The organism is Streptomyces sp. NBC_00457 (genome assembly GCF_036014015.1).
Taxonomy (GTDB): Bacteria; Actinomycetota; Actinomycetes; order Streptomycetales; family Streptomycetaceae; genus Streptomyces.
Genome location: NZ_CP107905.1, coordinates 8,294,038 through 8,308,365 on the forward strand (window position 1 = coordinate 8,294,038; position 14,328 = coordinate 8,308,365).

Here is a 14,328-nt window from a genome sequence, read left to right on the forward strand (position 1 = left end):
TCTAGCCCCGGACGACCAGCGGTTCTACGGTGCCCTCATGCCGAACCTGCCCGATGTCGTGCTGTGGTCGATACCCGCCTTCGTGCTGCTCACCGTGATCGAGATGATCAGCGTCCGTATCCATCCGGACGACGACGCGGCGGGATACGAGGCGAAGGACGCCGCGACGAGCGTCACCATGGGCCTCGGCAGTCTCGTCTTCGACCTGCTCTGGAAGATCCCGATCGTCGCCATCTACACGGCGATCTACGAACTCACCCCGCTCCGCGTGCCCGTGCTGTGGTGGACCGTCCCGCTGATGCTGCTCGCGCAGGACTTCTTCTACTACTGGTCGCACCGCGGCCACCACGTCATCCGCATCCTGTGGGCCTGCCACGTCGTCCACCACTCCAGCCGGAAGTTCAACCTCACCACCGCGCTGCGCCAGCCCTGGACCTCCCTGACCGTCTGGCCGTTCTACGTCCCCCTGATCGCGTGCGGGGTGCACCCGGCCGCGCTCGCGTTCTGCTCCTCGGCGAACCTCGTCTACCAGTTCTGGATCCACACCGAGCGCATCGACAAGATGCCCCGCTGGTTTGAGTTCGCCCTCAACACCCCGTCGCACCACCGGGTGCACCATGCCTCGCAGGGCGGCTATCTGGACCGCAACTTCGGCGGCATCCTCATCGTCTGGGACCGCCTCTTCGGCTCCTTCGTCGCCGAGACCGAGCGGCCCGTGTACGGGCTGACCAAGAACATCGACACGTACAACCCGCTCAAGGTCGCCACGCACGAATACGCCGCCATCGCCAAGGACCTGAAGGCGGCGGGCAGTTGGCGTGAGCGTGCCGGGCGGGTGTTCCGGGGGCCGGGCTGGCAGCCGACTCCGCCCGCTGTGGCGCCCGTCGAGGAGACGACGGCCGCGTGAGACCGTCCCGCGTTCTGCTGGGCGCCTTCGCCCTGGCCGCCGTCGCCGACCTGGCCTTCCTCGCCGTCGGCTCCGACACCGGGCACGTCGTCACCAAGCCCCTCCTGATGCCTCTGCTCGCCGGTTACGCGTACGTCCGCGGCGCCCCCCGTCTCCTCCTCGCCGCACTCCTCTTCGGCTGGGGCGGCGATGTCCTGCTGCTGTCCGACGCCGAGCCCGCCTTCCTCGCCGGGATGGCCTCCTTCGCGTCCGGGCACGTCTGCTACCTCGTGCTCTTCAAGAGGTACGGCTCCGGAAACGCGGCCCCACGCGCGCGTGCCGCACTTCTTGCGCTCGCCTACGTCACCGCCCTCGTCACCACCGTCGCCCTCCTGTGGCCCGACCTCCCCGCCGACCTCCGCGTCCCCGTCGCCGGCTACAGCGCCCTGCTCACGGCCATGGCATACGGAGCCGTCACCCGGTTCGGACTCCTCGCCGGGCTCGGCGGCGCCCTCTTCATGCTCTCCGACACCCTCATCGCGACCGGCGTCGCGGAGTGGCCGCAACTGCCACGACCCGACTTCTGGATCATGCTGACCTATGCGGCCGCGCAACTCCTGCTGGTCAGAGGAACACCGGTGGCTGTTCAAGCGCCACCGGCGCCCAAGGCGCTGCTCGCCAACTGAAACGCCGATTGAAGCGCCAACTGAGGCGCCAACTGAGGCGCCGACTCAGGCTCACCATTTGATCGGCACCGGCAGCGCTGTCAGCGCACCAACTCGGGCTCACCATCGGATCGGCACCGGCAGCGCCGTCAGCAGCCCCGATACCGCGACCACCAGCCCCAGCACCACGACCTCCGCCCGCGCGGGGGAGCAGGCGGTCAGCGGATCCGCCGCACGGCGCAGCCGGATACGGGCCCACAGGGCGAGCACGGCGACCGCGGCCACGAGGAGCACCTTGGCGAGCAGGACGCGTCCGTACGCGGTCGTCGTCAACTGCTCCAGGACGGTGCCCGGCGGCATGCGGCGCAGCGAACTCCACACCCCGGTCGCGGTGATGGCGGCGAGCAGAACGGCGGCCACGCGCGCGTAGAGCCCCAGCAACGCCGCTCCCGTCGGCGTGTCGCGCCGCAGCCTGCGCAGCACGTGCAGCAGTCCGCCCGCCCACAGTGCCGCGCAGGCCAGATGAACGAGCGTCAGCCCCGAGCCGATCAGCGGGTCGTGCTCGGTCGTGGGATGCGCGCGCAGCGCCTCCGCCACGACCACCGCGGCCAACGGCCAGACGACGGTCGCCGGTCGCCGTGAGAGCGCGCAGAGGCCCGCCGCGAGGAACGCGTTGACCTCCACGAGCGCCAGCTTGCCGTCTCGCGAGGCGTAGAGGCCGCCGACGTCGATCTCGGCGAGGCTGCTCGGCACGAGGTTGCCGGTGGCCACGACCGAGGCGAGCCCCAGTGCGGCGACGAAACCCACGCCGGCCGCGTGGGGCGCCCAACTGCGCGGTGCCTGCGCGGGATCGCCGGGCACGGCCCGGGCCAGCCGGTTCACGAACAGCTCGCCCACGGGGACACACAGTGCCGCGAACAGCACCGCCCGCAGCAGGGCGATGCCACCCGTGCCGGGTGCGGCTGCCTCCCCGGTCTCGTGCAGCGCGGTGGACGGACCGAGCAGCGGGATCAGCGCCGCCAGCGCCCCGAGAACGAGAACGGCGACGGCCCGCCCGGCACCGGGGCGCCGTACGGCCCCCTCATCGGCCACCCCGGAGGTGGGTCTTGTCAAGGTCACCCCAAGATACTCACCAACCACCGCAGAACGGGCAAGCACCGGGCAACCGGCAATACGGCATTCCACCCATGGGCACGTTTTCGGGCACACCGGCACTCAGGTGGGTCGTGTCCCTCGGGCCCATCGCGCCGGGTCGTGTCCCTCAGATCCATCGCGCCAGGACGTGCCCCCAGACCGATCGCGCCGGGTGGGGTGGCGCCCCTCAGGCTCACCGCGCGGGGCCGTGGCGCTGAGGCCTACCGCGCGGGGCCGTGGCGCTCAGGCCCGCTGCGCGGGGGCGTGCCCCTCAGGCTCACCGCGCCGGATCGGACCTGAGGCTCACCGCGCCGGGTCGTGTCCTTGAGATCCATCGCGCCAGGTCGTGCCCCCAGGCCGATCGCGCCGGGTGGGGTGGCGCCCCTCAGGCTCACCGCGCGGGGCCGTGGCGCTGAGGCCTACCGCGCGGGGCCGTGGCGCTCAGGCCCGCTGCGCGGGGGCGTGCCCCTCAGGCTCACCGCGCCGGATCGGACCTGAGGCTCACCGCGCCGGGTCGTGTCCTTGAGATCCATCGCGCCAGGTCGTGCCCCCAGGCCGATCGCGCCGGGTGGGGTGGCGCCCCTCAGGCTCACCGCGCGGGGTCGTACCCCTGAGGCCCACCGCGCCGGATCGGACCCTCAAGCCCACCGCGCGGCATCGGACCCCCATACCCCCGGCGCCCGCCCCCAGTCGACCGGACCGCCCGCGAAGGACACCGGTGGCAGCACGTACCGCACCCGTCCGAGCGCACTGTCGGTCTCGGCCAGCCACCCGTCCGGCCCCGCGTACAGGTCGTTCCCTGCGTCTGCGCCGCGCCCTGCGTCTGCGCCGCGCCCCGCGTACAGGTCGTTCCCTGCGTCTGCGCCGCGCCCTGCGTCTGCGCCGCGCCCCGCGCCCGCGCCGCGCCCCGCGTACACGTCGTCCCCCGCGTCAGCCCCACCGACCCCGTGCATCAGCCACGCCGCCGTCCGCGCCAGTGTCAGCCGTACGAACCTGCTGCCGCCGTCGTACGACTGCTCGGTGAGCGCGCGCAGTACCCCCGCTGCCAGCAGGTAGCCCGTGCCGTGGTCCAGCGCCTGCGCGGGGAGTGCGCCGGGACGCTCCGGTGAGCCCTCGGCGGTGGCGATGCCGGTCGCGACCTGCACCAGGCTGTCGAATCCACGACGCTCCCGCCACGGCCCGTACGCACCCCACGCCGAAAGCTGCGCCAGGACCACCCCGGGCCGCCGCTCGGCCAGCGCCTCCGGCGACAGTCCGAACCGGTCCAGGGCGCCCGGCCGGTACCCCGTGACGACCACGTCCGCCGTCGCGAGCAGCTCCTCGAAGGCGCGCCGGTCGGCTCTCAGGTCCAGCCGCGTCGACCGTTTCCCGAAGCCCGTGTCGGCGTGCTGGTCGGGCAGTTCGGGCAGCTGAGGCCTGTCCACGCGCAGCACGTCGGCGCCCAGCAGGGCGAGGGTGCGGGTGGCGACGGGCCCCGCGATCACCCGGGTCAGGTCCAGCACCCGCAGTCCGGCGGCGGGCAGCAGGGGGTCGCCGTCGACCGGCGCGAGCACGCGCGCGTGCGTGGCATCCAGCCGCCCGTGCTCGACCAGCGAACGCGCGGCGACCGCGACGCCCTGCGGATGTCCGGCCCATTCCTCGGGCGTACGCAGCGCGACCGCCAGGCCGCCGGCGGCGTACACCGACTCCTCGACATCCAGGGCGGAGCGCTCCGCGAGCACCGACTCGACGACGGACACGCGGTCGTCGGACAGCCCCAGCGCGGTGAGCAACCGCGCCCGGTGATGCTGATAGTTCGCATGCGTCCGCACCCACCCGTCCGCCGTACGCCAGAACCGCGACAACGGAGCAAAGGTGACCGGCGCCCGCCCGGAGATGAGCAGATGGCGCTCACTGACGAACGCCGTCGCCACGGCCCCGTCGTCGACCCGCACCCGGGGCACTTCGCGCAGCCCGCCCCGCCGCGCCCCCAGCTCGGCGGCGGCCAGCGCACACGCGCCCACGCACGCCCGCGCCAACTCCCGTACCGGAAGCCGTGCTTCGAGCGCCCCCTTGCGGGCGGTCACCGAGACCCGCGGGACCAGGGCGGGATCGCCGCCCAGCGCGGACCAGACGTACTCGGTGTCCTCGATGTTCTTGATGTCCTCGATGTTCTCGTTGTCGGTCATGCGCAGCACTATGCGGCGTTGACCCGATCAACACGACAGCAGGGGCCGGACGGAAGAACCCGCCCGGCCCCCACAGGCCGTACTACCCGTACTACCCGTACTACTTCGTCACCGCGTCCAGCGCGTCCGCGGTGCCCCAGCCGTAGAAGCCGTTGCGGTTCTTCGTGCCCTCGCACACCGCGTCGACCTTGCCGTCACCGTCGATGTCGTACGGGTCCGTGCACGGCGTGGCGTCGGCCTCGGCGTACAGCAGGGCCTTCACCAGAGCCGGAGGAGCGTACGGATACGTCGACTTGATGAGGGCGGCGACACCCGCGACATGCGGCGACGCCATCGACGTACCGGCCATGTAGCCCCACTTGCCGCCGGGCAGCGTGCCCAGGATCAGGCCGCTGGTGGCGGGCGGGGCCGGGGTCTGGAAGCGGGTCGAGTCGCCACCGGGGGCGGCGACGTCGATGACGCCCAGACCGTGGTTGGAGAAGGACGACTTGATGCCCTTCGCGCCGGTCGACGCGACCGTCACGACACCCGGGAGCTGGGTGGGGATGTCGAGGCACTCGGACGGGTCGACGACCCGCTCGGTGGGCGTGGCGTCGTTCGGGGAGACCGGGTCGGTGATCTCGTCGGCGGCGAGGTCGTAGTTCTCGTTGCCGGCCGCCGCGACGTTGACCGCGCCCTTGCGCTCCGCGTATTGCGAGGCCCGGGAGACGGCGTCCACGAGCGCCTTCTGGTCCGGGTCGTCCTTGCAGTTGAAGTACCAGGGGTCGGTGTAATAGCTGTTGTTGGTCACGTCGACGCCGTGTGTGGCCGCCCACATGAAGCCGCAGACCACGGCCTCCGTGTAGAAGTAGCCGGCGGTGGTGGACACCTTGATGCCGGACACCTTCACGCCGGGCGCCACGCCCGTCATGCCGACGCCGTTCTTGGCGGCCGCGATCTCACCGGCGACATGCGTGCCGTGCGGGCTCTCCGTCGCGCCCGGCCGCCACGCCCCGTCGGTCGTGTCGGGCTTGCCCGTCACGCAGTTGACGGACGCCTCGCGGTCGAAGTTCGGCGCGATGTCGGGGTGCGTGTCGTCGACACCGGTGTCGATGACGGCGACGGTCACCTTGGAGCTGCCCAGCGTCTTCTCGTGCGCCTTGTCCGCCTTGATGGCGGGCAGGTCCCACTGCAGCGGCTCGAGCGGATCCTGCCCGTCCGCGGCCTCGGCGGCGCCGGCCTCCGCCGCGCTCAGCACCTTCGGCGTGCCGACGTCGTTCGTCGACTGCGCGGGCAGCGGCGCGTTACGGGTGTTGCCGGCCGAGTCCACCCCACGCACCGTGCGCAGGATCTTGGCGAAGTCGGGGTTCGCCGAGTGGACGACGATCACCCCGATCTTGTCGTACGACGTCACGATCGTGCCGCCGGCCTCGGCTATCGCCTTCTTCACCTGTCCGGGAACCCCGTGCCCGGGGCGGACGTTGACGACATAGCTGAGCGAGGTCGCGTCGGCCTCGGCCGTGACGGGCGCGTCGGCCGCGGACGCGGTGACGTTCGGCAGAAAGGCGAGTGCCGTCGCCATGGCCATCCCGACCGGGATCGCCATCGCTCTGCGGTAGCGCGAGTGAGGCGCTGTCATGGTCTCTCCAGTTCGTTCGTGGTACGGGCGGACCGTGCGGGAAGTCCGGGTGGCGCGGCCCGCCTCGGGCCGCGCCACTCGCTGGAACTACTTGACCGCGTCCAGGGCGTCGACGATGCCGAAACCGTAGAAGCCGTTGACCCGCTTCGGTCCCTCGCACACCGCGTCCTGCGTGCCGTTCCCGTCCTGGTCGTACGAGTCGGGGCAACCGGGGTTGTCGGCCTGCGCCTTGAGCAGCGCCCGCAGCTGCGCCGGAGACGCCTTCGGGTGCGTCGACTTCAGCAGCGCGGCGACACCCGCGGCATGCGGCGAGGCCATCGAGGTGCCCTGCAGGAAGCCGTACGCGTTGTTCGGCATCGTGGACAGGATGCGGCCGTTCTTCGACGGCGTGTCCGGGATCTGGTACCGCCCGTCGCCGCCCGGTGCCGCCACATCGACGACTCCCTTGCCGTACGTGGAGAAGTACGACTTGAGGTTGTTCACGCCGACCGAGCTGACCGTGACGACGCCCGGCAGCATCGTCGGCACGTCGAAGCACTCGTGCGGGTCGATGGTGCGCTCGACCGGGGTGGAGTCGTCGGGGCTGGAGTCGTCGACGAGGGAGTCCGCGGCCAGGTCGTGGTTGGAGTTGCCCGCCGCGGCGACGTTCAGGGTGCCCTTGCCCTGCGCGTACAGCTGGGCCCGGTTGACCGCGTCGACGATCGCCTTCTGGTCGGGGTCGTCCAGGCAGTTGTACAGCCACGGGTCGACGTAATAGCTGTTGTTCGTGATCTCCACGCCGTGGTCGGCGGCGAACACGAACGCGCACACGACGCTCTCCGGGTAGAAGAGGCCGTTGGCGGGGTCGGTCACCTGGATGCCGGCGACCTTGACGCCCGGCGCGACACCGGCGACACCGATGCCGTTGCGGGCCGCGGCTATCTCACCGGCCACATGCGTGCCGTGGTAGTCCTGCGCGGTGTACGGCCGCCAGGAGCCCTCGCTGGTGTCCGCCTTGCCGCCCACACAACTCGCCGACTGCGAGCGGGAGAAGTTCGGGGCTATGTCGGGGTGGGTGTCGTCGACGCCGGTGTCGATGACGGCGACGGTGACCTTCCTGCTGCCCGGGTTGATCTGCGCGGCCTTGTCGGCGCCGATCGCCCGCAGGTCCCACTGGTCGGCTTCGAGAGGCTCGCTCGCGCCCGTGGCGGCGGAGGCCTTGGCGACCTTCGCGGCCTGCTCCTTCGTCAGGAGCTGCGCGGCGCCCTCGTCCGTGGTGCCGGCGGCGGTCAGCGGCGCGGTGCGCGTGGCGCCCGCCGACTGCACCCCGCGCACGGCGCGGATCTGCGCGCCGAAGTCCGGGTTCGCCGAGTGCACGACGATCACGCCGATCTTCGCGTACGTCTCGACGACGGTGCCGCCCTTGGCGACGATCGCCTTCTGCACGGCCGCGATGGTGCGACGGTCCGTCTTCGTGTTGACGACATACGCCAATACGGGTGCGTCCGCGGCCTGCGCGGCCGACTCCGCCTGCGGTGCGGCCGAGGCGGCCGCCGGCAGGAAGCCGAGCGAGGCGGTCAGTGACAGAACGACGGGCACGGCGAGAGCGAGCCGACGTCTGGAACGCAGATGAGGCATGGGATCTCCACATCATCCGGAAACGAAACCGGCCCGAGACACAGATGATGCCCGGGCAGGTACATGACGGGTGGGACAGGGCGAAACTATCCCCCGATTGCGCTGGCCAGCAATGACTTCCCCGATGTTGGTTCGGAAAGAAGTACCGAGGGTTGAACCGGTCCTCGCGTGGCGCCGTGACCTTGGGCAGGAGACCCGAGCACGATCGAGGCTCTCTGACAACAGCACCCGCAACGCGAGGAGACTCCGTGGCTACCGACGCACCGCCCCCCTCGAAAGAAGAACACCAACTCCCTTCCACAGAGGAGTTCGTCGAGGTGCAGGAGAGCGCGGAGTTCGGTGAACTGCGCCGCTCCTACCGCTCCTTCGCCTTTCCGCTGACCGTCGGCTTCATCGTCTGGTACCTGCTGTACGTCCTGCTGTCCAACTACGCGGGCGACTTCATGGGCACCAAGGTGGTCGGCAACATCAACATCGCCTTCGTCTTCGGCCTCGCCCAGTTCGTCACCACGTTCCTCATCGCCTGGTGGTACTCGCGGCACGCCGCCGCGAAGCTCGACCCCAAGGCAGAAGCGATCAAGTCCCGGATGGAGGGCGGCGCATGAGCCCCGCGATGACGCTTGCGGCCAACGAGGCCAGCGAGCACCGACCACTGATCATCACCCTGTTCGCGCTCTTCGTGGTCGCGACCTTGTTCATCACCGTCTGGGCGGGCCGCCAGACCAAGGACGCCGCCGACTTCTACGCGGGCGGCCGTTCGTTCAGCGCCTTCCAGAACGGCCTCGCGGTCTCCGGCGACTACATGTCGGCCGCGTCCTTCCTCGGCATCGCGGGCGCCATCGCCCTCTTCGGCTACGACGGCTTCCTGTACTCCATCGGGTTCCTGGTCGCCTGGCTGGTGGCCCTGCTCCTGGTGGCCGAGCCGCTCAGGAACTCCGGCCGCTACACGATGGGCGACGTCCTCGCGTACCGCATGCGCCAGCGCCCCGTGCGCACGGCCGCCGGCACCTCCACGATCGTCGTCTCGATCTTCTACCTGCTGGCCCAGATGGCGGGCGCGGGCGTCCTGGTCTCCCTGCTGCTCGGCATCACCTCCGACGCGGGCAAGATCCTGATCGTCGCCCTCGTCGGCGTCCTGATGATCGTGTACGTCTCCATCGGCGGCATGAAGGGCACCACCTGGGTCCAGATGGTCAAGGCCGTGCTGCTCATCAGCGGCACCATCCTGATCACCTTCCTGGTGCTGCTGAAGTTCAACTTCAACATCTCCGACCTGCTCGGCACGGCTGCCGAGAACAGCGGCAAGGGCGCCGCCTTCCTGGAGCCCGGCCTCCAGTACGGCGCGACGGGCACCACCAAGCTCGACTTCATCTCCCTGGGCATCGCCCTCGTGCTCGGCACCGCCGGCCTGCCGCACATCCTGATCCGCTTCTACACGGTGCCCAACTCCCAGGCCGCCCGTAAGTCCGTGAACTGGGCGATCGGCATCATCGGCGGCTTCTACCTGATGACCATCGCGCTCGGCTTCGGAGCGGCGGCGCTGATCTCGCAGGAAGAGATCATCGCGTCCAACAAGTCCGGCAACACGGCCGCGCCTCTGCTCGCCCTGCACCTGGGCGGCGTCGACTCCGCGTGGGGCGCGATCCTGCTCGCCACGATCTCGGCGGTGGCCTTCGCGACGATCCTCGCCGTGGTCGCCGGCCTCACCCTGGCCTCGTCGTCCTCCTTCGCGCACGACATCTACGCCAACGTCATCCGCAAGGGGAAGGCCACCGAGAAGGAGGAGGTCAAGGCCGCCCGTCTGGCGACCATCGGCATCGGCGCCGTCTCCATCCTCCTGGGCTCCCTCGCCCGCGACCTGAACGTGGCCGGCCTCGTCGCCCTCGCCTTCGCGGTCGCCGCCTCCGCCAACCTGCCGACGATCCTCTACAGCCTGTTCTGGAAGCGGTTCACCACCCAGGGCGCCCTGTGGTCGATCTACGGTGGTCTGACCGTGGCCGTCGGCCTGGTGCTGTTCTCGCCCGTCGTCTCAGGCGACCCCACGGCGATGTTCCCCGACGTCGACTTCTCCTGGTTCCCGCTGAAGAACCCGGGCATCATCTCGATCCCGTTCGGTTTCCTGATGGGCATCGTCGGCACCTACCTGTCCAAGGAGGAGCCGGACACCGGCAAGTACGCCGAGCTGGAGGTCCGCTCCCTCACGGGCACCGGCGCGCACTGAGCCCACCCCGCCCCGCGGCCGCGTCGTAGATCCCTACGACGCGGCCGCGTCGTGCCTGGTAGTAAAAGCCCCCTGCTTGTTGTCAGCGGCGTCGCGTAGGCTCGCAGGTGTCGGAAATGATGGATCCGCTGCGAGGGAGGGGGCCCACGTGCTCATCGACACCTACGGCCGAGTGGCCACCGACCTGAGGGTCTCGCTCACGGACCGCTGCAATCTGCGCTGCACCTACTGCATGCCCGAGGAAGGCCTGCAGTGGCTGGCCAAGCCCGACCTGCTCACCGACGACGAGATCGTCCGCCTGATCGACATAGCCGTCACCTCCCTGGGCATCACGGAGGTCCGCTTCACCGGCGGCGAGCCGCTGCTCCGCCCCGGCCTGGTCGGCATCGTCGAGCGCGTCGCGGCCCTGGAGCCGCGCCCCCAGATGTCCCTGACCACGAACGGCATCGGCCTCAAGCGCACCGCGAGCGCCCTGAAGGCGGCGGGCCTGGACCGGGTCAACGTCTCGCTGGACACCCTGCGCCCGGACGTCTTCAAGACCCTCACCCGCCGGGACCGCCACAAGGACGTCATCGAGGGCCTGCACGCCGCCCGCGAGGCGGGTCTGACCCCGGTCAAGGTCAACTCGGTCCTGATGCCGGGCCTGAACGACGACGAGGCCCCCGACCTCCTGGCCTGGGCCGTCGAGCACGACTACGAGCTGCGGTTCATCGAGCAGATGCCGCTGGACGCCCAGCACGGCTGGAAGCGCGACGGCATGATCACGGCAGGCGACATCCTGACCTCGCTGCGCACGCGCTTCGAGCTGACCGAGGAGGGCTCGGAGAAGCGCGGCTCGGCCCCCGCGGAACGCTGGCTGGTGGACGGCGGCCCGCACGTGGTCGGCGTCATCGCCTCGGTCACCCGCCCGTTCTGCGCGGCCTGCGACCGCACCCGCCTCACCGCCGACGGCCAGGTACGCACCTGCCTGTTCGCCCGCGAGGAGACCGACCTCCGCGCCGCCCTGCGCTCCGACGCCCCCGACGAGGAAATCGCCCGCATCTGGCGCTTGGCCATGTGGGGCAAGAAGGCAGGGGCCGGCCTGGACGACCCGACGTTCGTGCAGCCGGACAGGCCGATGTCGGCGATCGGGGGCTAGGCGGGGCCAACACGGTTCTGGAGCGCCCCATAGGGGCGCGGGGAACTGCGCGACCAGCCACGACGGACCCGCAGACGAAGCACCTGACGTCCAGCTAAGCGCTTAGGCCTGGTCGGGGGACTCCCATTCCTCGAGCAGGACCACGTCCTTCAAAAAGCCCCGGACCCCGAGGAACTGCGAGAGATGCTCCCGGTGCTCCTCGCACGCCAGCCAGGTCTTGCGCCGCTCCGGCGTGTGCAGCTTCGGATTGTTCCAGGCGAGCACCCACACGGCGGCGGCACGGCAGCCCTTGGCGGAGCAGATGGGAGAGGCCGGATCGTTGCCGGGGACGTTCAGAATCACGTCCCGACCCTAACCCCACGAAAGGCGACGCCGAGCAGCCACGGGGGGAGCTGCCCGGCGTCGGTCTGTCGCTCCGACGGGGGATGCGGAGCGCTTAGAAAGTATGTCACGGGTCAGTACCCGCTCGGCACCGGAACAACATGATTGATCTGAGCTTTTCCTGAGCTTGGCACGGAGCCGACCTCCGGCCGGCGAGCCTCCGCAAGCTCACATCCGGTCGCTTCGCTCGCTTCTCGCGCCGGGCTCCGGTTCGGCCGCCGCTTCTTCCGTCGCCGGTTCCGCGAAGCCGTCGTCGTCCCGCGGCGGAGCGATCATCGGCGGCGTCGGCGCGGTCACGAACGTCGACGGAAGCGACGGCGCGTTCTCCCGCCCGGCGTTGGCGATCACCACCGAGATATAGGGAAGCACCGCCCCGAGCACCAACGCCACGATGGCGACGTGCCGTTCGACGTTCCAGAGCGTGGCCGCGAGGACCACGGACACCGTACGGACCGACATCGAAATGACGTACCGCCGCTGCCGCCCGCGCACATCGTCCTGAAGGCTCGCCCGTGCCCCAGTGATCCGGAATACCTGGGCGTTGCCGCCGCCATGCTGCTTCCGCATCACATTCCACCATCCGCCCGCATCGGACTCTTCCCGGCCCGTACCCACTCCGCCCAGGCGGCGAAGCCGAGCCCGGACAGCCTCCACGTTACGCCGCACCTGCGTCTCCTACGAGACCGGGGCACCTCCGACCAGGGCGAGTGGCCTGCGCCGGAGCGCGTAGCGCCGTACCCGACATGCGCCGTAGCGCGAACGGGCCGACACTGGGCGTAATGCTCACGTCGAGCCGTACAAGGAGGCAGCCATGGGCTGGTTGTGGGCGATCATCGTGGGATTCGTGCTGGGGCTCATCGCCAAGGCGATCCTGCCCGGCAAACAGCACAGCCCCCTCTGGCTGACGACCATCTTCGGCATGCTCGGCGCCATCGTCGGCAACTCCATCGCCCGAGGAGTGGGCGTCGACGAAACCTCCGGCATCGACTGGAGCCGCCACGCCTTCCAGCTGGTGTCAGCGCTGGTCATCGTGGGTGTAGGCGACATGCTGTACATGGCAACGCTGGGGAAAAGAAAACAACGCACGTGAGTGAAGCGCCCCGATAGGGGCGCGGGGAACTGCGCGACAAGCCACAACGAACCCGCAGTCCGCAGACCACCGCACCCCCTGCGGCGCACCCCGCGCTACCCGCCAACCACCTCCACAGCCGCAAGATTCTTCTTGCCCCGCCGCAGCACCAGCCACCGCCCGTGCAGCAGATCCCCCTCCACCGGGACGAAGTCCTCCGCGGCGACCTTCACGTTGTTCACGTACGCCCCGCCCTCCTTCACCGTGCGCCGCGCAGCCGACTTACTCGCCACCAGCCCGACCTCGGCGAACAGATCGACAACCGGCCCGAGCTCGGCAACCCGCACATGCGGCACCTCGGACAGCGCCGCGGCCAACGTCCGTTCGTCCAGCTCCGCCAGCTCACCCTGCCCGAAGAGCGCACGGGACGCGGCGATCACCGCCGCCGTCTGCTCCGCACCGTGCACCAGCGTCGTCAGCTCCTCGGCGAGCGCGCGCTGCGCGGCCCGGGCCTGCGGCCGCTCCTCCGTCTGCTTCTCCAACTCCTCCAGTTCCGCACGGGACTTGAAGGACAGGATGCGCATGTACGTCGAGACGTCCCGGTCGTCCACGTTCAGCCAGAACTGGTAGAACGCGTACGGCGTCGTCATCTCCGGGTCGAGCCAGATCGCCCCGCCCTCGGTCTTGCCGAACTTGGTGCCGTCCGCCTTGGTCATCAGCGGAGTGGCGATCGCGTGCACGCCCGCGTGCGGCTCCAGCTTGTGGATCAGGTCGAGCCCGGCCGTGAGGTTGCCCCACTGGTCGCTGCCGCCCTGCTGGAGCGTGCAGCCGTACCGCCGGTACAGCTCCAGGAAGTCCATGCCCTGGAGCAGCTGGTAGCTGAACTCCGTGTAGCTGATGCCTTCTTCGGACTGCAGTCGCCGCGCGACCGAGTCCTTGGTGAGCATCTTGTTGACGCGGAAGTGCTTGCCGATGTCGCGCAGGAACTCGATGGCGGACATGCCGGCCGTCCAGTCCAGGTTGTTCACCATCACCGCGGCGTTCTCACCTTCGAAGGTGAGGAACGGCTCGATCTGCGAGCGCAGCCGGTCGACCCAGGCGGCCACCGTCTCCGGGTCGTTCAGCGTGCGCTCAGCCGTCGGGCGCGGGTCGCCGATCTGACCCGTCGCGCCGCCGACGAGGGCGAGCGGGCGCAGTCCCGCCTGCTGGAGCCGGCGCATGGTGAGGACCTGGACCAGGTGGCCGACGTGGAGACTGGCCGCCGTCGGGTCGAAACCGCAATAGAACGTGACGGGACCGTCCGCGAGCGCCTTGCGCAATGCGTCCTCGTCAGTGGACAGGGCGAACAGCCCCCGCCACTTCAGCTCGTCGACGATGTCCGTCACGGTTCTCGTATCTCCCTGAAGCGATCTTGTCGGCCGTCGAGCGACA

13 protein-coding genes are annotated in these 14,328 nt (G+C 70.2%); 6 read left to right on the forward strand and 7 right to left on the reverse strand.

All coding sequences use genetic code 11. The annotated features are described in order from the left end of the window. The first annotated feature begins 37 nt into the window (after positions 1-37). Entirely contained in the window at positions 38-907 is an 870-nt protein-coding gene (locus tag OG828_RS37915) for a sterol desaturase family protein (RefSeq protein WP_328367127.1), read from the forward strand. Continuing rightward, positions 904-1,572, forward strand: a complete 669-nt coding sequence (locus OG828_RS37920) for a lysoplasmalogenase (protein ID WP_328503737.1) — start codon at positions 904-906, stop codon at positions 1,570-1,572. Before OG828_RS37915 ends, OG828_RS37920 begins: the two co-directional genes overlap by 4 nt. Before the next feature lie 99 nt (positions 1,573-1,671). Here OG828_RS37920 and OG828_RS37925 read toward each other — a convergent pair whose 3' ends face one another. The 4 genes from OG828_RS37925 to OG828_RS37940 all read right to left on the reverse strand — a co-directional run bounded on the left by OG828_RS37925 (position 1,672) and on the right by OG828_RS37940 (position 8,088). Then, positions 1,672-2,670 (reverse strand): CopD family protein, encoded by a 999-nt coding sequence (locus OG828_RS37925; protein WP_328503738.1) that lies wholly within the window; start codon positions 2,668-2,670, stop codon positions 1,672-1,674. 653 nt (positions 2,671-3,323) lie between these two features. Beyond that, a complete protein-coding gene (locus tag OG828_RS37930; protein ID WP_328503739.1) occupies positions 3,324-4,853 on the reverse strand; it encodes a CoA transferase in 1,530 nt (509 codons plus the stop codon). A 100-nt stretch (positions 4,854-4,953) separates the two neighbouring features. Next, positions 4,954-6,471, reverse strand: coding sequence for a S8 family peptidase (locus tag OG828_RS37935; RefSeq protein WP_328503740.1), 1,518 nt, complete (start codon positions 6,469-6,471; stop codon positions 4,954-4,956). Positions 6,472-6,558: 87 nt separating this feature from the next. Continuing rightward, on the reverse strand, positions 6,559-8,088 hold the full coding sequence (locus OG828_RS37940) for a S8 family serine peptidase (RefSeq protein WP_328503741.1): 1,530 nt from the start codon (positions 8,086-8,088) through the stop codon (positions 6,559-6,561). 248 nt (positions 8,089-8,336) lie between these two features. Here OG828_RS37940 and OG828_RS37945 point away from each other — a divergent pair, with 248 nt between their 5' ends. The 3 genes from OG828_RS37945 to moaA all read left to right on the forward strand — a co-directional run bounded on the left by OG828_RS37945 (position 8,337) and on the right by moaA (position 11,447). Then, positions 8,337-8,693, forward strand: a complete 357-nt coding sequence (locus OG828_RS37945; RefSeq protein ID WP_328367142.1) for a DUF485 domain-containing protein — start codon at positions 8,337-8,339, stop codon at positions 8,691-8,693. Further along, positions 8,690-10,309 (forward strand): solute symporter family protein, encoded by a 1,620-nt coding sequence (locus tag OG828_RS37950; protein WP_210575570.1) that lies wholly within the window; start codon positions 8,690-8,692, stop codon positions 10,307-10,309. Before OG828_RS37945 ends, OG828_RS37950 begins: the two co-directional genes overlap by 4 nt. A gap of 148 nt (positions 10,310-10,457) precedes the next feature. Next, on the forward strand, positions 10,458-11,447 hold the full coding sequence (gene moaA / locus OG828_RS37955; RefSeq protein WP_328441333.1) for a GTP 3',8-cyclase MoaA: 990 nt from the start codon (positions 10,458-10,460) through the stop codon (positions 11,445-11,447). 102 nt (positions 11,448-11,549) lie between these two features. Here the strand turns inward: moaA and OG828_RS37960 are convergent, their stop codons facing one another. Further along, complete coding sequence (locus OG828_RS37960) at positions 11,550-11,789, reverse strand: hypothetical protein (protein ID WP_210575569.1); 240 nt, start codon at positions 11,787-11,789, stop codon at positions 11,550-11,552. A 207-nt stretch (positions 11,790-11,996) separates the two neighbouring features. Continuing rightward, positions 11,997-12,395, reverse strand: a complete 399-nt coding sequence (locus OG828_RS37965) for a DUF3099 domain-containing protein (RefSeq protein ID WP_328503742.1) — start codon at positions 12,393-12,395, stop codon at positions 11,997-11,999. Positions 12,396-12,639: 244 nt separating this feature from the next. Here OG828_RS37965 and OG828_RS37970 point away from each other — a divergent pair, with 244 nt between their 5' ends. Next, positions 12,640-12,918: a GlsB/YeaQ/YmgE family stress response membrane protein gene (locus tag OG828_RS37970; RefSeq protein WP_328503743.1), complete on the forward strand. Its 279-nt coding sequence runs from the start codon at positions 12,640-12,642 to the stop codon at positions 12,916-12,918. Positions 12,919-13,013: 95 nt separating this feature from the next. Here OG828_RS37970 and tyrS read toward each other — a convergent pair whose 3' ends face one another. Then, positions 13,014-14,282, reverse strand: a complete 1,269-nt coding sequence (tyrS, locus tag OG828_RS37975; protein WP_328441334.1) for a tyrosine--tRNA ligase — start codon at positions 14,280-14,282, stop codon at positions 13,014-13,016. Positions 14,283-14,328: the final 46 nt, after the last annotated feature.

Bases quoted from the DNA above. Each gene is read 5' to 3' on its own strand.
- OG828_RS37915 (WP_328367127.1), top strand. From the start codon at position 38: ATGCCGAACCTGCCCGATGTCGTGCTGTGGTCGATACCCGCCTTCGTG.
- OG828_RS37930 (WP_328503739.1), bottom strand. From the start codon at position 4,853: ATGACCGACAACGAGAACATCGAGGACATCAAGAACATCGAGGACACC.
- OG828_RS37935 (WP_328503740.1), bottom strand. From the start codon at position 6,471: ATGACAGCGCCTCACTCGCGCTACCGCAGAGCGATGGCGATCCCGGTC.
- OG828_RS37940 (WP_328503741.1), bottom strand. From the start codon at position 8,088: ATGCCTCATCTGCGTTCCAGACGTCGGCTCGCTCTCGCCGTGCCCGTC.
- OG828_RS37950 (WP_210575570.1), top strand. From the start codon at position 8,690: ATGAGCCCCGCGATGACGCTTGCGGCCAACGAGGCCAGCGAGCACCGA.
- OG828_RS37965 (WP_328503742.1), bottom strand. From the start codon at position 12,395: ATGCGGAAGCAGCATGGCGGCGGCAACGCCCAGGTATTCCGGATCACT.
- OG828_RS37970 (WP_328503743.1), top strand. From the start codon at position 12,640: ATGGGCTGGTTGTGGGCGATCATCGTGGGATTCGTGCTGGGGCTCATC.